The organism is Thiocapsa bogorovii (genome assembly GCF_021228795.1).
In the GTDB taxonomy this organism is placed as follows: domain Bacteria; phylum Pseudomonadota; class Gammaproteobacteria; order Chromatiales; family Chromatiaceae; genus Thiocapsa; species Thiocapsa bogorovii.
The window spans coordinates 5,105,050-5,124,157 of record NZ_CP089309.1; the positions used below are offsets into that span (position 1 = coordinate 5,105,050).

A 19,108-nucleotide genomic window follows, 5' to 3' on the forward strand; every position below is an offset into this window, starting at 1 on the left:
GATTTCGGGGAAAGGAACTACCGGCAGAGCCGAACCAAAAAGCGCTCGAAGGCTCTGCTCGGCGGTTTGCTTGAGACTTGTGACGTCAGGTGCTGGATGCCTTCCGGGCATGCGCAGTCGGGATCACTCCGATCCGGCGAGACGCCGCTTGATCCGTCTGAGTCCGAACCAGGCGAATCCGATTACGAAGGGTAGGGCGATCCCCATCCAGAGCGCGGCGTCGATCGGCGCGCCGCCGCTCTGCAGACCCTTGAGTGCGTATCCGATCAGGCCGACGCCGTAGTAGCCGATCGCAATCACCGACAGTCCTTCGACCGTCTCTTGCAGGCGCACCTGCAGATGGGCGCGGCGATCCATAGACTCCAGCAGCCGCCGATTCTGCTCCTGCAGCGAGACATCCACACGGGCGCGCAGGAGGCTGGTGATGCGGGCCGCGCGCTCGGCCAGATCGTGTTGGCGGCGTTGGGTCGCCTCGCAGGTCGCGACCGCCGGGGCCAAGCGCGCGTCGAGGAATTCGGACAGGGTCTGCAGGCCTTCGATCCTGTTTTGGCGCAGCTGCTCGAGCCGCTGTTGGATCATCCCGTAGTAGGCCCGCGAGGCATCGAAGCGATAGGTCGTTCTGGCCGAAACCGCCTCGATATCCGCGGCGAGGCTGGTCAGCTCGCCCAGCAGCTCGCTCTCGAAGGCCGGCTGATCGGATGCGCCTTGACTCGACAGGCGCGATGCCACCATCGCCAAGCGGCGATCGGCGTCGCTGAGCGCTCCAGACACGCTTCGCGCCAGAGGAAACCCGAGCAGGGCCATGGCCCGATAGGCGTTGATCTCCAAGACACGTTTGGCCAGTCGCCCGGCCTGATTGTCGGACAGACCGCAGTCGCGCAACAGGATCCACGAGTACCCGTCGGCATGGATCTTATGGTCCGACCAAGCACGCCCTGCACCCCCGACCACTTCCGATCCGATGACCGGGTTACCGTCGAAGAGCGCGACCAGCTCCTCGTTGGCGCGTTCGGGCTGATTGCAGGTCTCGATGGCCAGCGAGGTGGCGGTGATGACCTCGCCGGGCAGCTCGCGCAGCCAGTCCTGCGGCAGATCGTCGAGCAGCGGCTCGGCGAACGGGTGAACGAAGGCGCCGCGTTTGCTGAAGGTGTAGGTGACGAACTCGGTATGACGTTCCCAACGCAGACGCATGGGTCCGAGGTCGGTCCAATAGTGTTGATCCACCGTCTCCGGGATCGGTAGCCCGAAGTGCGACAGCAGCCGCTTCAGGTGCTCGACGTTGCGACCGCTCCCGCGCTCCCCGGAAACCGCAGCGAGGTGCGACACACGCTCGGGCGCGCGCAGCGGCTCGAAGGTCCGGGCGTGCAGCTCGTCGGTGACGACATGACGGAGCCGATGCTCTTTGAAGGGGAGTGACATGCCGTGATGATCCTTGTTGGGCAGCGCGAGTGTAGTCGGCGGTTGTGACGAAGACGAGTCTCGCTCCCGGCTCGATCGTCGTTAGCAGGTCGATCGCGCTTGTCCTAATCTTTTGCCGGCCGCGCAGGCGCGCGTGGGCGTTCCGGGCCGTAGCCTCTTGCTCGGCATTCTCGGGAGTCAGCTCACGCCCTGACCGGCGTCGGTCTCCGGCAGGTCGCCCTCGGGCTGCTCGACATCTGTCGCTTCGGATTGGGTGCTGCTGTTTTCCGCCCTGCGTTTCTGCTTCTCCTCTTTTTTCTTTTTCTTTTGCAGGTCGCGCTGACGTTTTTCGAACGCATAGTTTGTCTTGGCCATCGTCATCATCTCGCGATTCGGTGCCGCGACAGTCGAGACTGCCGGGCCCCGTCAAGAGGTTGGGGAAGGGATCGCGTGCGTCGGATCCCATTTTTAAACCGCGCCAAGCGCGGTATGCGATGTTCTTGGATGGGACCGGCCCCGGCCGACTTGACGGCCGCTGGAGCTGGCGCGGTTTAGGGTGATCTTCGAGCGTAACAGCATCCGCTCGATTGCTCTACTCAGGAGGGGGTTCTCGCACGGCGGAGCGGCCATGAGCGACGGCGATCGACCGTTCCGCGTTCCGCCCCGTTCTCTTGGGTGCCGCCCCGTTCTCTTGGGTGCCGCCGCGATCGTCGACGCCCGCCATCCGTCGAAAGGGCGGGAAGTCATACGCTTGTCACGGCCATCTGCGATGCTCCCGGCCATCCGTGGCTGATTCGGGGGCAGGTAAATTGGAACGCTTTGCAGATGAGCTCGACCTTACGCAGTTTCGAATCGATCAGCTGACTGCACTGGCAGTCGCCGCAATGCGTGATCAGGCAAGCCGTGTTGCAGGTCGCGAGCACTGTCTCGACTGTGGCGATATGATTCCTGCGAAGCGTTTGACATGTGTGCCGAACGCGACTCGCTGCGCACCCTGCCAGGATCGCGAAGAGCGTCTTGGTCGTGGCTTCGTGCCTGGCGCGCTGGTTGACGGGCCCCAGGCTCGTCGTTCCGTGTAAGTCTCGCTGGGGTCGCGTGCTCGCCGCACCAGGAGATTCGCCGGAGGAGTTCTTCGGCGGGATAAGACGGATGCCGTTGTCGCGGACGCGATCGTCGTCATTTTTTGGCGTCGGAGAGCGGACTCGGCTTCAGGTGCCGGCCGAGTACCTCGTTCCACCTTATTTTGGGTGCTCAGCGAGGCGAGAAGCGTTCAGCGGCTAGGCGCGCGAGTGAAGGAAGAGTGACCCTCTTTCAAGCTTGCGCAACAACGGCGCTGAACGCTTCTCGCCTCGCCCTTCGGGAGCCCCCCAAAGGCGCCAGGGCAGCGTTACAGCCCTTGGAAATAGCACCCACTATTCCCGGCGGTCTGTGCCTTGCCCTGACGCCTTTGGGGGCTCTGAGCATGCAAAATAAGGTGGAACGAGGTACTAGCGTCGAAAGAGCACCCGCGGGTATCGGGCGGCGACATCGGCACACCGTCGGCCTCATACTCTGCGCCTAGATCCAAGCTCGACGAGCCCCCTGCGATGCCTTTCGCCCACGGCTTTGCATTTGATCCAAGCTACGGCTATAGCCTGGATGCGCTCCTGGCTGTAGAGCCGCCGCCCGAGCCCGCCGAGTTCGGCGCCTTCTGGCGCAAGCGCTACGCGTGCGCCTTGACGGTCGAGCCGAACCCCCGCTTGAGCATTTCACGCGAGACTCACCCGCGTTTCAGAGTCCACGACCTTCAATATGACTCGACCGGCGGATTCCCGATTCGCGGCTGGCTTCTGACACCGCGCGTTGGCTCGCCTCGGCGAGGATTCGTGCTGGGGCACGGCTACGGCGGCATCGACGCTCCACCCTACGACCTTCCCCGCGACGACGGTGTCTATCTGGTGCCCTGCTTCCGAGGTCTCGGCCGCAGCCAGCGCCCGCCGATCTCGGCGGACCCCAATTGGCATGTGCTCCACGATATCGACAGTCGCGACAACTACATCCTGGGCGGCTGCGTCGATGACCTGTGGGTCGGGGTCTCGACCCTCCTTCTGCTCTTTCCGGAATTGGCCGGCCATGTCGGGTATCTCGGCATCAGCTTCGGCGGGGGGATCGGAGCCATGGCGATGGCCCGAGATGCGCGCATCGCACGCGGGCACCTCAACGTACCCAGTTTCGGTCACCAGCCTTTGCGGCTTGCGTTACCCAGTATCGGCAGCGCGGCTGCCGTCCAACGCTGCGTCGGTACCCAAAGTCGAATCGGCGATACCGTCGCCTATTACGATGCGGCGGTCGCTGCGCGGTCGATCCGTCAACCGATGCATGTCGCCGCCGCCCGCTTCGATCCGGCCGTGGCGCCGCCCGGACAATTTGCGGTCTACAACGCCATCCCCGGAGACAAGCGGCTGTTCGTTCTCGACGCCGGGCACTTCGACCATCCGGGGCGGGCGCGCCAGACACAGGATCTGCTTGCCGAGCTCTGGGCCTTCTTCGCGCCGCTGTGAGGTCAAAAATGAATCGCGAATACCACCGATGGTACAGCGACCGGCTCGGCCGGGACATGGAACTGCTGGTCTTCGGGCATGCGGGAGCCAAGGTTCTCGTGTTTCCGACGCGCGATGGGCGCTTTCACGAATATGAAGATCTGCGCTTGATCGAAGCACTCGGTCACAAGATCAATGCCGGCCAGCTTCAGCTCTATTGCGTGGACAGTATCGTTTGGGAGTCGCTCTACTGCGATTGGTGTCACCCCGCCGATCGCATCCGCCGGCATTGTGCCTTCGAGGACTATGTCCTCAACGAAGTGCTGCCCTTGATGGCGATGAAGAATCCGCACCCCTGCACCATCGCGCATGGCTGTAGCTTGGGGGCCTACCACGCCGTGAATATCGCGCTGCGACACCCTCATCTCTTCAAGAAGATCGCAGCCTTCTCGGGGCGCTATGACCTGACCTACGAGGTGGACTGCTTCCGTGATCTGTTCAGCGGTCATCGGGACGAGCTGATCTACTTCCACAGCCCCGCTCAGTTCCTCGCGAACCTCGACTGTCCAAACCGACTTGGCGCCCTGCGCGGCATGGATATCACCTTGGTTGTCGGCAACGAAGATCCATTTCTCGATCACAATCGCCGGTTCAGTCACTTGCTCTGGGTGAAAGGGATTTGGCATGCGCTGCACGTGTGGGACGGCCGTGCGCACCGCGGCCACGATTGGCGGCGCATGGCGCCGCTCTATGTCTGAGACCTGGTCTGGGACCGTGTCCGAGACCGGTTCTGAAACCGGCCCATTCTCGATCGCGGATCGGGATGGCATGCCTTTCGCGCTTCGATTGCGCGGGATCGGATCGGGCCCCGGCGGGCGGCCTCGCCGAGCCGATCGACCCCGCCTCCACACAGCGCTCGATGGTGAACGGCTCGGTGGTGGTGACCGATTGCATGACCCGCATCGACGGGCGTCACACGATTGTCACCGGAACCGTCGATAATCCTGCCTACCCTGACCGGATGTGGCCCAGCCGCCTGGAACCTCGCGTCGTGACTCTTCTCCCGCTGGCTGAACACCACAGATCCCCTCGCCGTTGCCGTAGCGCTCGGCGAATTCCCTCATGACGACCGTCGATCTGATCTGGTTCAATGCGGGCGGTGGTCATCGCGCCGCAGCGCTGGCACTGGAGCAGGCCATCCAAGATCAGGGTTTGCCCTGGCGTGTGCGCAAGGTCAACCTGGTACAGGTGTTGGACCCGCTCGGATACTTTCGCCGCGTCACCGGGATGGAGCCCGAAGAGATCTACAATCGGCGCCTGTCGACCGGTTTTACGCTCGGGCTGACGCAAGAGCTGAAACTGCTGCAAGGCATGGTCCGCTGGACGCATCCCCTCATGGTGCAGCGGCTGGCGTTGCATTGGCGAACGACCCGACCCGATCTCGTCGTCTCGCTGATCCCGAATTTCAACCGCGTGCTGCATGACAGTCTTGCCTTGGCGGACCCGGCCGTGCCATTCGTCACGGTGCTCACCGACATGGCGGACCACCCGCCGCACTTCTGGATCGAGCCGGATCTCGCTCAGCATCTGGTGTGCGGTACCGACTACGCGTACGCGCAGGCCGTGGCCGCCGGCTGCTCGCCGGACCGCGTGCATCGCAGCAGCGGGATGATCCTGCGCCCGGAGTTCTATACCCAGGCGCCTATCGCACGCTCCGAAGAGCGACTGCGCGTGGGACTGGATGCGGCGACACCGACCGGTTTGGTGTTGTTCGGCGGCACCGGGTCGCGGGCGATGAAGGGCATCGCCGCTCGTCTGCCGAAGACCCCTCTGATTCTGATGTGCGGTCGCAACGAGAAGCTGGCGGCGCAGCTCCGCGCTCTGCCGTCACAGGCGCCGCGTGTCGTCGTCGGCTTCACGACCGAGGTTGCGCGATGGATGCAGCTGGCCGATTTCTTCATCGGCAAACCGGGACCGGGCAGTCTGAGCGAGGCCGTTCACCAGGGACTGCCGGTGATCGTGACCCGCAATGCCTGGACCATGCCGCAGGAGCGCTGGAATACCGAGTGGGTGCGCCAACACGGCCTGGGGGTCGTGCGACCCAGTCTTCGGTCCATCAGCGCAGCGGTCGACGACATCACGCGGAACCTGCCCGAGTACCAAGCCAGGGTGCGCCGGATCGAGAACCGTGCTGTTTTCGAGGTGCCGCAGATCCTCGCGAAGATCCTGGAGCAGGCGCGACAGCCTGCTCGTTTCGCGAGCCGAGGTCAGGTGTCGGGTCTGGTCGAGTCATCCTCCGATCACCGCGAGCCGGTCGCGGCGGACCGGCCGGCAGGCCCGGGGTACCCGGCCCCGTTCCGGCGCTGTCCGTCGAAGGCGTTGCCCAAGATCTCGAAGCTCGGCCGCGCAATGCGTAAAAAGCGCACTCTCGTTGCCCCTGCGATCGTGACCAAAGAATCGTGAGCGGATGAGCCGATGAACACGACATTCGCTGCGATTGGCTGCGTTCTACTGTCTGTCACCGCGCAGTTTCTGATCAAGGCAGGCATGTCGAGCGTCGCGGTCAAAGCGGCCTTGGCGAAGCCCGCCGCGCTGCACGTGGCAGGAACCGTCATGCTCAATCCCGCCATCATCGGCGGCTTTGCGCTCTACACCCTCGGCGCCGTCGTCTGGTTGTGGGTGCTGGCGCGTTGGGACGTCAGCAAGGCCTACCCGTTGGAAGGCCTTGGATTCGCGCTGGCGTTGCTGGTTGGATTCTTGATCGGGGAGCAGGTGACCCTGCTTCGCACCCTGGGCGTGGTGTTGATCTGCGCAGGCGTGTTTGTCATCAGCGCGAGTTGAGCACGCGCATGGGATTTCCCGCGGACGGGTCGCGGTCATCGCATCGTCAAACTTGCTCGGTATCGTCCCTGGTCAACGATCGACCCCTCGGGTCAATCACCCTGAACTGCTCCGGAGATCGAGCATGGCTGAATCACTGTTGCTGGTTGAGAAAAAGCGCGACGCATTGCGGCAGGGCTTGCTCGTCCTCGGTGAGCACGTCGAGGTGGCGTTGCGTCAATCACTGGACGCACTGCGTGAACACGACCTCGACTTGGCTCGGAAGATCGTGGATGGTGATGAAGCGATCAACCTCCGTCGGCGCGTCCTGGAACAGGAGGCGCTGCTCGTGTTGGCCGCGTATCAACCGGCTGGCGCCGACCTGCGAATGGTTGGCGCCGCTCTGGAGATGGCGACGGAAATGGAGCGGATCGGGGACTATGCGGCGGACGTCGCACGGATTCTGCTGCTCGACGCCGATCAGGTCTTCCCGGCGCCCTTGATGATGTTCGTCGTCGAGATCGGCGAGGCCGCCGTCGCCATGTTCCGGGATGCCATGGCGGCCTATGGTCGCAACGGTGGAGACGCGGTGGCGGCGCGGGAGGTCGCGATACGCGATGATCAGGTCGATGCCCTCCAACGAGAGCTCATTGCCGCAATCGTCGCGTCGATCCGGAGCGAGCCGGAGGTCGCAGCTCGTTGCGTTGCACTCTCCTGGATGGCTCACAACTACGAGCGTGTCGCAGACCGTGCAACCAATATCGCCGAACGGGTGGTCTACATCGCGACCGGACAGCTGCCTGAGCTGAATTGACGCTCAGGCCTGACTGATCGCAATGCGTCAGTAGTGATTAGGGACGAAGAGTTGCTCCGGCAGGGGCTCGCGATCGTAATCCGGATTGAAGACGCGGTCGGGTAGCGAGATCTGCTCGTGCGGCACCTCCGCGTAAGGAATCTGGCTCAGCAAGTGGCGGATGCAGTTGAGCCGTGCCCGCTTCTTGTCGTTGCCTTCAACGACGAACCAGGGTGCCTCGGGAATATTGGTGCGCGCGAAGGTCTCTTCCTTTGCCTTCGTGTAGTCCTCCCATCGAACCCGGGATTGAAGATCCATCGGACTCAGTTTCCATTGTTTGAGAGGGTCATGGATGCGCATGAGAAAGCGCAGCTGCTGCTCCTCGTCGGTGATGGAGAACCAGTACTTGATCAAGCGGATACCCGAGCGCACCAGCATGCGCTCGAACTCCGGTACGTCCTGAAAGAACTGTTCGACTTGATCCGCGTCTGCGAAGCCCATGACGCGCTCGACCCCTGAACGGTTGTACCACGAGCGATCGAACAGCACGATCTCCCCGCCGGATGGCAGGTGCGGAACGTAGCGCTGGAAGTACCACTGGGTCTTCTCCTGCTCGGTCGGTTTCTGCAGCGCGACCACACGAACGACGCGCGGATTGAGGCGCTGAGTAATACGTTTGATGACGCCGCCCTTGCCGGCCGCGTCGCGCCCCTCGAAGATCACCAGGACCTTCTCGCCGGTCTGCTCGACCCAGTTGTGGAGCTTGATGAGCTCGCCTTGCAGCGCCAGCAGGGAGCGAAAATAGGTCGACCGATCCAGAGCCGCCGGGTGCTTGCGCTTGTAGGTCCTGCGAAGCTCTTCGGAGAGTGCCGGCTCGGAGATCTCGAGCTCGTAGTCTTCGTCGAGCGTATCCGCGAGCTCGGCCGTCAGCCAGTCCATAGCTTCAGGGTTTTCGTCGTCGATCGTCATCTTGTCGCTCCGTAAGGCCGCGAATGAAAGGTTTGTTTGAACGGACGTTCGCTATCACGAGGATCGAGCTGGCCTTTCTCGATCCTCGACGCCGCGATTGGATCGGCCCGCCAACACCGGGATTGCATGATCCCGGGACGCTTCATAACCCCCTGGACGGAAGTAAATCAGACGGAAATGAACCTTTCATGAACCTTAAGGTGATCAACACCATCGCTTCCAGTGCAATGCGTCGCTGCGGAGGCGTCCGGATCAGTGGGGTCCGTGTCGATCTCGGTTCTCGACGTCGAATTGTTGCGGTTCGATTGCGAGGGGCGGAAAGGTTGTCGCCGGCAAGGCCGGTCAGCCGACGCCGCCGAACCAAAAGGCGGTGTCTTGCTAGGCCAAGTCAGTTGGGATGTTCCCCGAGACCAACAGAGGGTGCGGGCGGTGCTTAGGACTCGCGGATGCCCTTCGGTCAATAGGTGTCCCGTCGTCGCGGCGGATTCGCACGCGCCTGGATGCGGCGTCAATAGGGTTCAGCCCAGAGCTCAGACCAAGCGGGCCGTGACGATTCCTGCGAGCTCGGTTTCGATCCGCTTCCAAGCGGCCTCTCGGTCGCAATCCCGGCCCTCGCCGGCGCGCCGGATCGACCAAGCCGAATACGCGTCCCAGGCCGGTGAGTCGCTGGTCAGGCGCTCCGCGAGAAAGGGTTTCTGATAGGCAATGCAATGGGGACCGTAACGCGGTTCGTGGTCGACCCAGCGGGTCTCGGCCGCCTTCTCGAGTGGATCGGCATATGAGATTCGACACACCTTCCGGGTCGGCATCTCGCACCAGAAAGGCTCAAGCCAAATCACGGCTGCGCCGAGCGTGGTTTCCGCCAAGAAGATATCGGCCACACTCCGGCGATCCAGCTCGAAAGGTCGATGGCGGTTCGGGAGAACAACCTGGAGCGCGATGCCCTGCTTGATGGCCTCGGCGAACGTCATACCAGCACCTTGTGACCGAAACGGCGACCGATTTTACCCGAGAGGTCCAGTTCGAGAAAGACAATGTTGTGAAGACGAGACGTACCGCGTAACGACCTCTGCCGCAGCGGCGGTGCTCGGGCCCGCCGCCGGGATGCGATGGCCGTGATCGAGCCCAAGCGTTGTTCGATGGAAGCGGCCGGGCGGCAAGGTTTTTTCGAAGCCCTCAGTCTTGGTGTCGTCCGTGGCCGTGCTTGTGCCACCAAGGATGCTTGCCCTGCACGAAAGCCTGCCAGTGGTCCTCGAAGCTGTCCAACAGCTCGCAGGATTGCCGCGTACGCCACCCGACCAGGCCACCGGAATAACGGATGACATCAGGGTCGGACTGTCCGGCGAGCAGGTCGTCGAGCAGGCTGCTCATGACCGATACGTCGTTGAGGACACCCAGCAGATCCTGTAGGCCCTTCAACCGGGTGATGTAGACGTCGAGGCCCGGTGTGATGGCGGAGAAGAACTCGGCGGCGTAACGCAGCTTCTTGCATTGGATCCGCAGCCGATGCAGCTGCCGGGCGTCGTTCTTGTCGAGGTCCGTGCCAGCCTCGAGGACCTTGCGCTCGGAGCGGTCCAAGCGCTTGCGTGCGTACTTGGCGACGTCCATGTCGAGCCGGGTGCGCTGTTCCTCCGCGAGATCCGCCTGCTCCCAGGCCCTGGTCTCGGCCCACTGCGGAAAGGCGAGCTTGATCTGTGCATAACGATCGCTGTCGAGCATGGCTCGAACCACCTCGTAGGCGGCCGCGCGGTGCTGCTCCGCCAACGTCGACAGCTTGTCTGCGCCGGGGAGCGGCAGCCTCTCCCGCACGGATGCCAGGCCCTCGGCGATAAAGACATCGAGGTCGCGAGCCCGACCAAGTTGGCTCGCCACCCAGCCCAATTCCTCGCTCCAGTGCCGGCTGATCTCCTTCGGGACGGCCGAGCGAAACGACGACAAGGCCGCGCGCATGCGACGGGAGGTGACGCGCATCTGGTGCACGCCCTCGAGATCATCCCAAGACCGGGCCTTCGCTTCCCATTGCGTCATGTCATCGAAGTTATGGCGCAGGATCGTCGCCAACGCCGCACTGACCGTCATTCCCTTGCGCAGCGGCACTTGCGTTCTCGCCTTCTTGTCAGTCACGGCAGGACTCTCCCCCTCGTGTCTCGGATGGGGTGATCCGGATAGGGAACGAAGCATGCGGCTGCGCGTGCCATTTCGCCGCCGTTTTCCGCCGTTTGCCTCTTCCCGAAGTATAGGCTTGATCCATTCGGGCGGTCCGGCGCAATGGAGCGAAGAGCCGCCCAAGCCGTCGGATGCCTTCGATGTGCTGGATGATTTCCCGGACGCGGTGGTGCGGCAAGTGCTCCCGCGGCTGCGCGAGCGCGAGGCGATCGCGGCGCTGCGCGGTTACCGGGAGGAATCGGCCGGCAGCATCATGAGCCGCAAGTTCGTCGCCGTTCCGCCGGACTGGAAAATCGGTCAAGTCACCGACGAGGTCCGCGCCCATGCGCCGGCGATCGGAAAACTCTATGCGGTCTACGTCGTCGATGCAGAGCGGCGACCGGTTGGCTACCTGCGGCTCCGTGATCTGATGCTGTCGCCCAAGGAGGCGCCGGTTCGCGACGTCATGAGTACCGACTTCGTTGCGGTCGGGCCGGATACCGACCGAGAGGAGGTGGCCAAGCTGGCGGATCGCTACGAGCTCTCGGTCGCCCCGGTCGTGGACCGCGACGGGCGGCTGATCGGGCGCATTACGCCGAAGCAGCTGCGCCGGGTGCTGCGCGAGGAGGCCGAGGAGGACCGCAACCTGATGGCCGGCCTACCCGCCGACGCGCGCCCCGACGAGTCGATCGGACGGATCGTGCGCGGGCGCATCCCCTGGCTCTTGGGCGGACTGGCCGGCGCCTCGATGTCCGCGGCGGTGGTCGGTGCCTTCGAAGACGAGCTCGCCAAGGCCGCGATCCTCGCGAGCTTTATCCCGATCGTCATGTCGATGGCGGGCAACGCCGGCATTCAGGCCGCGACCGTCGCCGTACAGGGCATCTCGACCGGCACCGTGACCTTCGGGGACCTCGGCTGGCGCCTGGCCAAGGAGCTGCTCGCCGCGCTTGCGAACGGCAGCATCGCCGCGGCGATTCTGATGCTCTTGGTGCTGGGCGTCGCGCAGATCGCGGCCTTCGACGCGCCGATCACCTTGGCTTTGACCGCCGGGCTTGCCTTGCTCGCCGTCGTCACGGTCGCGGTCGCGGTCGGCGCGACGATCCCGATCGTGCTGGATCGTATCGGGATCGATCCGGCGATGGCCACCGGTGTCTTCATCACCACCGGCAACGACATCCTCTCGGTGATGATCTTCTTTGCCCTGGCATCGTTGTTCTACCTCTAAGAGGCTGTCCCTTAGGTCTGCGACGCGCTCCAACGCGAAACTCAGCCGTTCTCAACAAGTAAAACTTGCCGGAATCACAGTAGCGCACCGATTCGAGAAGACCATGTTGTCGAGACGCGGGGTACCCGCGCCGACCTCAGCGGCAGCGGCGGTGCTCGGGCCCGCCGCCCGGATGCGATGGCCGTGATCGAGCCTACGCCGACGTCTGCTCTGCGATCCCGATCAGGAATCATCCAAGCGTCACCGTCCCTTCGATCGACTGTCACGGAACCTTGCCACACTATCGTCCCCGGTTATCGGATGGATCGCGGCTCGAACGCGGCTTCGCGACTCACCGGCGGGGATCTCAAGCCAGCATCGAACCGACCGGAGGACTCCAGCATGATCGACATCCGAGCCCCTTTGCTCGCCTTGGCGACCGCGTGGATCGCGTGTGTCGCCCTCGCTGCGCCCGGCGCGGCAAACGCCGGTCTGCCCGGAAAGCCCAGCCGCCCCGTTCTTTCGGTCCAGGATGCCGTTGCCTACGAGGGCGAGGGTCTGCTGTCCTTTCCGGTCATCCTCGACCGACCCGCGCCGAGGGCGCTGCGCGTCATCGCCGTTCCGCTCCGCGATTCGGCAATGCCGGTCAGGGACTATCGTCCCGGCGCCGTGTTGACCACGATCCCGGCCGGTGCCACCGAGGGTTCTCTCGGGGTCCGGATCCGTGACGACAAGGTCGTCGGTCCGGATGCCACCTTAAACCTGCACATCGTCGCGGCGCCCGGTGTAACCGTCGAGAAGGGTAGGGCCACCGGCACCATCCGCGACGATGAGCCGCTGACGATCAATCTGCTCCACATCAACGATCATCACTCGAACCTGCAGCCAACCAGCACGACGCTCGACCTCGGCTCATCGGGGGGGCGTTCACTGCCCCGATCGGCGGCTTCCCGCGGGTGACGGCCAAGATCAGAGAGCTCGAATCGCTGCTCGACAATGTCGCGAAGATTCACGCGGGCGACGCCATCACGGGCACACTCTTCTACACGCTGTTTCAGGGCGAGGCCGACGCGGATCTGATGAACACGGCCTGCTTCGACGTCTTTGCGCTCGGTAACCATGAATTCGACGACGGTGACGCGACTTTGGTGAAGTTCCTCGATGTCCTGGGGTCGGATCAGACATGCGATACAACGACGATCGCCGCTAACGTGATTCCGGCCGTCGGAACGCCGTTGGCGCCCGTGACGGCAAACGATTACATCCAGCCCTACGTCATCAAGGAGTTTCAAGGCCAGAAGGTCGCATTCATCGGGATCGACATCGCCGATAAGACGCGATTCTCATCGCAGCCCTTGCCGACCACGCAGTTCCTCGACGAGGTCGAGACCGCGCAAGCCTATGTCGACGCGCTCTCGGCGATGGGGATCGACAACATCGTCCTCGTGACCCACTACGGTTACAAAAACGACTTGGCGCTTGCGCAGGCCGTGACCGGTGTGGACGCCATCATCGGCGGTGACTCGCACACCCTGCTCGGCAATCTCGGTCAGTACGGTTTGCCCTCGGCCGGTGACTACCCGACCCTCACCACGAACGCGGACGGCGACCCGGTCTGCGTCGCGCAGGCTTGGCAGTATGCCCAGGTCGTCGGCGAGCTGGCCGTCACCTTCCGCGAGGGCAAAGTCGACACCTGCGGCGGTACGCCGCACCTCTTGCTCGGGGATGCCTTCGAGCGAAACCGTCAGCCGATAACCGAGCCGGAGCGTATCGAGATCCTGGGGCTCATCGACGCGGATCCGGACCTCGGTGTCGTGACCCCGGATCCAACGGCCGAGGCGATCCTCGCCGCTTATGCGGACCAGGTCGACGAGCTCAGTCAGGAGGTGATCGGCGAAGCGGGCGAGGTCATCTGTGAGCGGCGCGTGCCGACAGAGCCCCGCGGGAGCGCACCCTGCGACGGCGACGCCGTTTCCCTTTCGGGGGCGCAGCTAGATGTGAACGGCGGCTTCAGCCAGCAGGTCGTGACCGACGCCTTCCTGGCACGTGCCTTCCGGGCCGACCTCGCGCTGCAAAACGGCGGTGGCGTCCGCATCACGATCCCCGAGGGGGAGATCACGATCGGGACCGCCTACACCCTGTTGCCCTTCTCCAATACCCTGGTCGAGCTCGAGCTGTCGGGCCAAGAGGTGCTCGACAGCATCGAGGACGGTCTTGCCTTCTACGCCTCGAATCCCGGCGGCAACACAGGGGCCTTCCCCTATGGCTCGCGGATCCGCTGGAACATCGATATGAACCAAGCCAAGGGCGCGCGGATCAGTGCCGTCGAGGTGAAGGATCGATCCACCCGGATCTGGTCGCCTCTCGACCCCGCGGAGACCTATATCGTCGTGACCAACAGTTTTCTGGCCAACGGCGGTGACGGTTACGCCACCTTCAAGGCCGCCGCGGACGACGGGCGGGTGACCGACACCTTCATCAACTACGCACAGGGTTTCGTCGACTACCTGGTCCAGGATCTCGGCGGTGGAGACCTCTTCGTGCCGCTTCCCGAGGACTTCTCGACCCAGTCGTTTGAGCCCTTGCCTTAGCCTGACCGGTTTTCTCCCGTCCGGCATGGCTGCCGGCCGGGAGAAAGGGGGGATCGCGCAAAACCGAGCAAGCGAGCTCGTTGCAACCGGAATGGAATCTCTATATCGCGATGCCGACGACGGTAATGCCGCAACGGTCGCAGCCTCGATCCCCGTGGGTCCCGCGTCCGAGGAAGCCTAGCTCGACACGGAGGACGCCGACTCGTCGGGTTGGACACCTCACTGTCATCTGTTGAACACATTCAACAACTATCGTATGGGCTCATGGGCGATTCGGCCGAACATGGATCCCGGGTTCGACTCGCGGGGATGGAGTCAGCACCCCTTTGATCGCCCGAACCCGACGACTTGGTGCATCACATGGCGGATTCGGATCGCAAAACACCTCTCGAGAAGGTCGAAACGCTCTATGAGGAGCTCGTCGACTGGTACGAGGAGGGCTCGGATCGCGAGCTGCGCGCCGCATCCAAGCTGCTGATGATCGGCCTTCTCAAGCTTAAAGCGCATGGCGGGTTCGGGTGGCAAGGACTCGTCGAAGACTACGTCCTGATGCTCAAGCAGGATCCCGAGCGCTATGCGCGGATCCTCGAGGCCAACCGAGGCGAGAGCAAGAAAGCCTAAGGATGCTTGCGCGTGCTCCCGAACACCCCGTCCGGAACGGAGACCGACCGAACGGCCCACCAGATCGCACCCTCACCAGATCGACGACCGAGAGGAACTCTAGATGCCGTTATCTCCTGCCCTGCGTGTACTGGCGCTCGCCTTCGGCGCGCTGGTCTCCACAACCTTCTGGCAGCCATCCATTGCTGCGGACCCGATCAAGATCAACGGCGCGGGGGCGAGTTTTCCGGCTCCGCTCTATCAGCGCTGGTTTCGGGACTATTTCCTCGCGCATCCGAACATTCAGGTCGACTATCAGCCGATCGGCTCCGGACCGGGCGTCAACAGCTTTATCGAAGGTCGGCTCGATTTCGCAGGATCGGATCAGCCCTTGACCGATGAGCTGGCGCAGAGGGCAGGGGACAACATCCTCCAGCTCCCGTTGACGGCCGGGGCGGTCGTCTTGACCTACAATCTTCCGGGGATCGACGCGCTGCGGCTCTCGCGCGAAGCCCTCGCCGGCATCTTCCTCGGCTCGGTCGCACGCTGGAACGATCCGTTGATTCTTGCGGCCAACCCGGGTGTCGAGATCCCGGATGTGCCGATCGTGGTGGTCACGCGGGTCGACGCAAGCGGCACTTCCTTGGTCATGACACGGCATCTGAGCGCGATCAGCGAGGCGTTCGCGAAGGAAGTAGGCGTGAGCATGTCTCCGGACTGGCCGGCATTGCTGCGGGCGCGAGGCGGCCTGATCCGCGGAAGCGGCAACGGGGGCGTGGCGGCCTTCGTTCAGGCGACGGTCGGTGCCATCGGCTATGTTCAGTATTCCTATGCTCACCTACCCAACATGCAGATGGCTTCGATCGAGAACCGCGAGGGTGATTTTGTCTCGGCCGGGAGCGAGTCGTTCCGGGCGGCGATCGAGGCCTTTCGGGCGAAGCTTGATCCATCGCAGCTGAGCGATCCGGAAGGTGCGGGGGCTTATCCTATCTTGTCGTTGTCTTGGTTGGTGATGCGCTCCGGCGGGGATGATGCCAAGTCGCAGGCGATGCGCGACGTGGTGCGCTACGCGCTCGTCGACGGACAGGCGGATGCCTCCAAGCTGGGTTATATCCCCTTAAGTGAAAAGGCGGTTTCCTTGATTCTCGAGGAGCTCGATTCGAGGAAATAGCATGGATCGAGGAAAGCTGAAATGGTGAAATCGACGGCACTTCGAGGGGTTGCGCTCGGTGTGGCGGCCGGTCTGCTGGTCGTCGGCTGTACGCAAGAGACGCAAAACAAGTTCGGTCGGACGCTTCAGAATTGGACCGGGGCGAACGGGGTCCTTGAAGTCTATGCAGGGGAAAAGCTGGTCCGGCGCTTTATCAAGATCGACAAGCTCACGACGGCCAGCGCGACCCAGGGGGCAGGAGCACGACCCTATCGTTTCGGCTACGGGGTGTTGGATCTGAATCAGAACGGCGTCCAGGACGGCGGCGAAAAATCGGTCTATTTCGAGATCAGCGACTATTCCACCAACTACGTCTTCTACGGCGATCCTGGCTCCTGAAAAGGGAGGCAGTCCGGCATAAACATCCAGCCGAGCGGGAACCATAGCCGACTCGGTCGAATCAGCGAGGCTGGAGGCTGGAGGCCAAACCCTTAGGCGATTTCCGGGAACCAACATCCCAACTGCACATCGGATTCGCCGGAAGTGATGCCGACGGTGGTCGCGACGTTGCTTCCGGCCGATCAAATTTGCACGGAACGATCGACGTGTCGATGCGCATTTAGGTGCACCTCAGGCACCTTCAGGTTGTGCGGGCATGCGCAGTCGGGATACTGATTTTCGGAAATCACTTTAGACCTCCCCCCCGCAGCACGTCGGCAATCTCCCCCATCAGCCGCTCGAACGATGGCGCCAGGTGATCGATCACCCCTCGGTCCTTGCGTTTGAGGCTATTGCCGACGTAGACCGCTCCACCGCATCCGACCTCGCGTTTCGCCGCTCGGACATTCTTGCGGCTATTGTCGACAACGATACAGGACCGAGGCTCGACATCGAGCTCCTTGAGAACGAAGCGATAGCCTTGCGGATCCGGTTTGGGATGCAGCTTGTTCTTTTTATCGAGCGTCGAGATCGCATCGAAGATGTGCTCGGGCGGAAACATCTCGGTAAGCCCCTTGACCTCGAGAACCCGGAAGACGTTCTCGCGGACCCCGTTGGTCAAGATGGCAACCTGGATCTCATGATCCCTGAGCAGATCCAGTCCCTCGCGGATCCGGTCTTCGGCTCGACTGATGCCGCGATAGTCGAGGTTTCCGGTGCAGGCGTCGATGAGCCTCGCGAGGGTCGGCTCGATCGGGTCCTCCGCGGGCTTAAGCAATTTGGCGGTATGGTACAAGAGCGGTCCGAGCTGGAGACTCCCGCCCGCATCATAGATGGCGCGGCCTGCGAGTCGCATCATCTTGAGGGCGCGCTCGCCGAAATGCGTGCTGATCGCTGCGAAGACCGCCAGGGTCTGCGCCTTCAGCGCCACATCTTCTGCTTCGGTCGTGATCACGCCGTCGAAATCCAACAACAAGAGCCGCGCATCGCGGATGAGTCGGGCAGGCATTCCCGTCATGGATGACCTCGGATTCCGAGTAGGCCCTGGACGGGCCGAAGCTCGTCAAGGCGGAAACAAAAGGCCAGGCGAGCGGCCGCTGTTCGATACTACTCCAAGACGCCGATCCCGGGCGCAGCGCAACGAACTGCCCGAGTCGATACGGCGGTATTCGTCTATCGCGCGGGGGTGGCTGATCCCCTCGCGCCTCAGCGCAGCGGAATTAAGAGGGCGGTGCGCAGTTCCTTGGGGCTCTCGGCGCTGGACGGGTCGTTCTCGTAGATCTCCAGCATTGGGCGGTGCTTGTCGAGCTTGAGCTTGAGCATGCGGACATGGGCCACGGCGGCGTACCAGGCCAGCTCCAGAAAGTCATAGCTGCCGGTGAGGGTGACCCGGTAGTGTCGGCCGCCGTTGAAGTCCTTGCGGGCGAAGGGGCCGGCGGCGATGTCTGCGGGCGCCGGGATCGCCATGTCGCACTCGAAGCGGTTTTTCTTCACGTTCACCTTGTTATAGGCGCTGAAAGGCGGTCCGACAGGCGCAACACCGAGGGAAGCGAGATGGCCCGCGAGCTTCGGGAAGCCGTCCTCCATGGCCCGCACCATCGCATCCATCCTGCCGCTGAAGGGGATCAGCAGCGCGCTCTGCGGCTGCAGAGTGGTCTCGCCCTCGAAACGCAGCTCGGGCCGCGGGGCGTCCGGATCAAGCTGCCCGCGAAGCAGCGCCAGGCCGAGCTCGTAGTCCTTGCCGATCATCTCGCGCACCAAGGGGATCATGGGACGCAACAGGAAGGGCATGCTGCCGCGCAGGTACCAGGCGACCTCTGTCCCCTCGTCCGTTTCGGCGAATTCCCACCAGACATCCGACCCTGACTTGAAGGGTCGCTGGATCTCCAGTCGTTGCTCGATCCGCCCAGGCGGATCGAAGCGGATATGGGTCAGCCGGCCGGCGCCGATGAGGCGTCCATCCCAGGTATAGGAGCCGCCCGGCTGATCTTCGGCCGCACTGAAGTCACGCTTGGCATCGGGTTCGTGCAGCAGCCAGGGACTCCAGTCGTCCCAGCTTCGGAAATCGCGTACCCGGTCGAAGACGGCTTGCCGGTCGGCGTGCATGGTCAGACTGCGCCGGACCTCGTAATCCTTTGGAAGTCGGCTTAGATAGACGAGCCCGGCAGCGAGGGCGATGGCGAGGACAATCAGGACAATCAGCATGGCGATCTCCCGGTAGGCTGGATTCTCGGAAGTTTAGCCTTCCATTCGTTGCACGTGGATGAATCGAGACGTTTTTCGACGTCGAGGTCACCGATCTCGAAATACTGGATGCGCTCCATCACCTCCGGGAAGTGCTCGCGCACCATCGGCTCATGTTCGCGACGGCTGACGGCGATGATGCGATGGGCGGCTTTAAAATCCTTCGGCCGTGCGGCGATTGGATAACGGGCGCCGCCGCGAACCGGGATCGTGCGGCGTTGCAGCTCGGTCATGGCG

General features: G+C 63.3%; 20 protein-coding genes. 12 read left to right on the plus strand and 8 right to left on the minus strand.

What is annotated here, in order from left to right:
• Positions 1–123: 123 nt before the first annotated feature.
• Together LT988_RS22755 and LT988_RS22760 are read right to left on the minus strand one after the other, a co-directional pair.
• Complete coding sequence (locus LT988_RS22755; RefSeq protein ID WP_232407791.1) at positions 124–1,419, minus strand: DUF3422 family protein; 1,296 nt, start codon at positions 1,417–1,419, stop codon at positions 124–126.
• A 177-nt stretch (positions 1,420–1,596) separates the two neighbouring features.
• Positions 1,597–1,773, minus strand: a complete 177-nt coding sequence (locus LT988_RS22760) for a hypothetical protein (protein ID WP_232407792.1) — start codon at positions 1,771–1,773, stop codon at positions 1,597–1,599.
• Between the two features lie 509 nt (positions 1,774–2,282).
• Here LT988_RS22760 and LT988_RS22765 point away from each other — a divergent pair.
• From LT988_RS22765 to phoU, 6 genes are all read left to right on the plus strand, one after another.
• Positions 2,283–2,477, plus strand: coding sequence for a TraR/DksA C4-type zinc finger protein (locus LT988_RS22765; RefSeq protein WP_269752156.1), 195 nt, complete (start codon positions 2,283–2,285; stop codon positions 2,475–2,477).
• Between the two features lie 507 nt (positions 2,478–2,984).
• Positions 2,985–3,938, plus strand: a complete 954-nt coding sequence (locus LT988_RS22770; RefSeq protein ID WP_232407793.1) for an acetylxylan esterase — start codon at positions 2,985–2,987, stop codon at positions 3,936–3,938.
• An 8-nt stretch (positions 3,939–3,946) separates the two neighbouring features.
• Positions 3,947–4,675 (plus strand): esterase family protein, encoded by a 729-nt coding sequence (locus tag LT988_RS22775; protein ID WP_232407795.1) that lies wholly within the window; start codon positions 3,947–3,949, stop codon positions 4,673–4,675.
• Positions 4,676–5,039: 364 nt separating this feature from the next.
• A complete protein-coding gene (locus tag LT988_RS22780; protein ID WP_232407796.1) occupies positions 5,040–6,380 on the plus strand; it encodes a glycosyltransferase family protein in 1,341 nt (446 codons plus the stop codon).
• A 12-nt stretch (positions 6,381–6,392) separates the two neighbouring features.
• Positions 6,393–6,758 (plus strand): DMT family transporter, encoded by a 366-nt coding sequence (locus LT988_RS22785; protein ID WP_232407798.1) that lies wholly within the window; start codon positions 6,393–6,395, stop codon positions 6,756–6,758.
• Positions 6,759–6,882: 124 nt separating this feature from the next.
• Positions 6,883–7,551 carry a phosphate signaling complex protein PhoU gene (gene phoU / locus LT988_RS22790; RefSeq protein ID WP_232407799.1) on the plus strand — a complete coding sequence of 223 codons (669 nt, stop codon included), beginning with the start codon at positions 6,883–6,885 and terminating at the stop codon, positions 7,549–7,551.
• A 27-nt stretch (positions 7,552–7,578) separates the two neighbouring features.
• Here the strand turns inward: phoU and ppk2 are convergent, their stop codons facing one another.
• The 3 genes from ppk2 to LT988_RS22805 all read right to left on the minus strand — a co-directional run bounded on the left by ppk2 (position 7,579) and on the right by LT988_RS22805 (position 10,623).
• On the minus strand, positions 7,579–8,499 hold the full coding sequence (gene ppk2 / locus LT988_RS22795; protein WP_232407800.1) for a polyphosphate kinase 2: 921 nt from the start codon (positions 8,497–8,499) through the stop codon (positions 7,579–7,581).
• 530 nt (positions 8,500–9,029) lie between these two features.
• Positions 9,030–9,470: a hypothetical protein gene (locus LT988_RS22800; protein ID WP_232407801.1), complete on the minus strand. Its 441-nt coding sequence runs from the start codon at positions 9,468–9,470 to the stop codon at positions 9,030–9,032.
• A gap of 205 nt (positions 9,471–9,675) precedes the next feature.
• Complete coding sequence (locus LT988_RS22805) at positions 9,676–10,623, minus strand: CHAD domain-containing protein (protein WP_232407802.1); 948 nt, start codon at positions 10,621–10,623, stop codon at positions 9,676–9,678.
• Between the two features lie 118 nt (positions 10,624–10,741).
• On the opposite strand from LT988_RS22805, the gene mgtE reads away from it, so the two are divergent.
• The 6 genes from mgtE to LT988_RS22835 all read left to right on the plus strand — a co-directional run bounded on the left by mgtE (position 10,742) and on the right by LT988_RS22835 (position 16,588).
• On the plus strand, positions 10,742–11,869 hold the full coding sequence (gene mgtE / locus LT988_RS22810) for a magnesium transporter (RefSeq protein WP_232407803.1): 1,128 nt from the start codon (positions 10,742–10,744) through the stop codon (positions 11,867–11,869).
• A gap of 381 nt (positions 11,870–12,250) precedes the next feature.
• Positions 12,251–12,808 carry a hypothetical protein gene (locus LT988_RS22815; protein ID WP_232407804.1) on the plus strand — a complete coding sequence of 186 codons (558 nt, stop codon included), beginning with the start codon at positions 12,251–12,253 and terminating at the stop codon, positions 12,806–12,808.
• Positions 12,805–14,439, plus strand: a complete 1,635-nt coding sequence (locus tag LT988_RS22820; protein WP_232407806.1) for a bifunctional metallophosphatase/5'-nucleotidase — start codon at positions 12,805–12,807, stop codon at positions 14,437–14,439. Before LT988_RS22815 ends, LT988_RS22820 begins: the two co-directional genes overlap by 4 nt.
• Positions 14,440–14,799: 360 nt before the next feature.
• The gene (locus LT988_RS22825; protein ID WP_232407808.1) at positions 14,800–15,060 is read left to right on the plus strand and encodes a hypothetical protein; all 261 of its coding nucleotides are present in this window, start codon (positions 14,800–14,802) and stop codon (positions 15,058–15,060) included.
• 103 nt (positions 15,061–15,163) lie between these two features.
• Positions 15,164–16,210: a phosphate ABC transporter substrate-binding protein PstS gene (gene pstS / locus LT988_RS22830; RefSeq protein WP_232407809.1), complete on the plus strand. Its 1,047-nt coding sequence runs from the start codon at positions 15,164–15,166 to the stop codon at positions 16,208–16,210.
• Positions 16,211–16,231: 21 nt separating this feature from the next.
• Positions 16,232–16,588 (plus strand): hypothetical protein, encoded by a 357-nt coding sequence (locus tag LT988_RS22835; protein WP_232407811.1) that lies wholly within the window; start codon positions 16,232–16,234, stop codon positions 16,586–16,588.
• A gap of 286 nt (positions 16,589–16,874) precedes the next feature.
• On the opposite strand, the gene LT988_RS22840 is transcribed toward LT988_RS22835, so the two are convergent.
• From LT988_RS22840 to LT988_RS22850, 3 genes are all read right to left on the minus strand, one after another.
• A complete protein-coding gene (locus tag LT988_RS22840; protein ID WP_232407813.1) occupies positions 16,875–17,645 on the minus strand; it encodes an HAD family hydrolase in 771 nt (256 codons plus the stop codon).
• Between the two features lie 188 nt (positions 17,646–17,833).
• Positions 17,834–18,832: an SRPBCC family protein gene (locus LT988_RS22845; RefSeq protein WP_232407814.1), complete on the minus strand. Its 999-nt coding sequence runs from the start codon at positions 18,830–18,832 to the stop codon at positions 17,834–17,836.
• A complete protein-coding gene (locus LT988_RS22850; protein ID WP_232407815.1) occupies positions 18,826–19,104 on the minus strand; it encodes a hypothetical protein in 279 nt (92 codons plus the stop codon). Before LT988_RS22850 ends, LT988_RS22845 begins: the two co-directional genes overlap by 7 nt.
• Positions 19,105–19,108: the final 4 nt, after the last annotated feature.

What these genes read in the sequence shown, in the direction of transcription:
- LT988_RS22755 (WP_232407791.1), bottom strand. Translation starts at nt 1,419, where the DNA reads ATGTCACTCCCCTTCAAAGAGCATCGGCTCCGTCATGTCGTCACCGAC.
- LT988_RS22760 (WP_232407792.1), bottom strand. Translation starts at nt 1,773, where the DNA reads ATGGCCAAGACAAACTATGCGTTCGAAAAACGTCAGCGCGACCTGCAA.
- LT988_RS22765 (WP_269752156.1), top strand. Translation starts at nt 2,283, where the DNA reads ATGCGTGATCAGGCAAGCCGTGTTGCAGGTCGCGAGCACTGTCTCGAC.
- LT988_RS22770 (WP_232407793.1), top strand. Translation starts at nt 2,985, where the DNA reads ATGCCTTTCGCCCACGGCTTTGCATTTGATCCAAGCTACGGCTATAGC.
- LT988_RS22775 (WP_232407795.1), top strand. Translation starts at nt 3,947, where the DNA reads ATGAATCGCGAATACCACCGATGGTACAGCGACCGGCTCGGCCGGGAC.
- LT988_RS22780 (WP_232407796.1), top strand. Translation starts at nt 5,040, where the DNA reads ATGACGACCGTCGATCTGATCTGGTTCAATGCGGGCGGTGGTCATCGC.
- LT988_RS22785 (WP_232407798.1), top strand. Translation starts at nt 6,393, where the DNA reads ATGAACACGACATTCGCTGCGATTGGCTGCGTTCTACTGTCTGTCACC.
- phoU (WP_232407799.1), top strand. Translation starts at nt 6,883, where the DNA reads ATGGCTGAATCACTGTTGCTGGTTGAGAAAAAGCGCGACGCATTGCGG.
- ppk2 (WP_232407800.1), bottom strand. Translation starts at nt 8,499, where the DNA reads ATGACGATCGACGACGAAAACCCTGAAGCTATGGACTGGCTGACGGCC.
- LT988_RS22800 (WP_232407801.1), bottom strand. Translation starts at nt 9,470, where the DNA reads ATGACGTTCGCCGAGGCCATCAAGCAGGGCATCGCGCTCCAGGTTGTT.
- LT988_RS22815 (WP_232407804.1), top strand. Translation starts at nt 12,251, where the DNA reads ATGATCGACATCCGAGCCCCTTTGCTCGCCTTGGCGACCGCGTGGATC.
- LT988_RS22825 (WP_232407808.1), top strand. Translation starts at nt 14,800, where the DNA reads ATGGCGGATTCGGATCGCAAAACACCTCTCGAGAAGGTCGAAACGCTC.
- pstS (WP_232407809.1), top strand. Translation starts at nt 15,164, where the DNA reads ATGCCGTTATCTCCTGCCCTGCGTGTACTGGCGCTCGCCTTCGGCGCG.
- LT988_RS22835 (WP_232407811.1), top strand. Translation starts at nt 16,232, where the DNA reads ATGGTGAAATCGACGGCACTTCGAGGGGTTGCGCTCGGTGTGGCGGCC.
- LT988_RS22840 (WP_232407813.1), bottom strand. Translation starts at nt 17,645, where the DNA reads ATGACGGGAATGCCTGCCCGACTCATCCGCGATGCGCGGCTCTTGTTG.
- LT988_RS22845 (WP_232407814.1), bottom strand. Translation starts at nt 18,832, where the DNA reads ATGCTGATTGTCCTGATTGTCCTCGCCATCGCCCTCGCTGCCGGGCTC.
- LT988_RS22850 (WP_232407815.1), bottom strand. Translation starts at nt 19,104, where the DNA reads ATGACCGAGCTGCAACGCCGCACGATCCCGGTTCGCGGCGGCGCCCGT.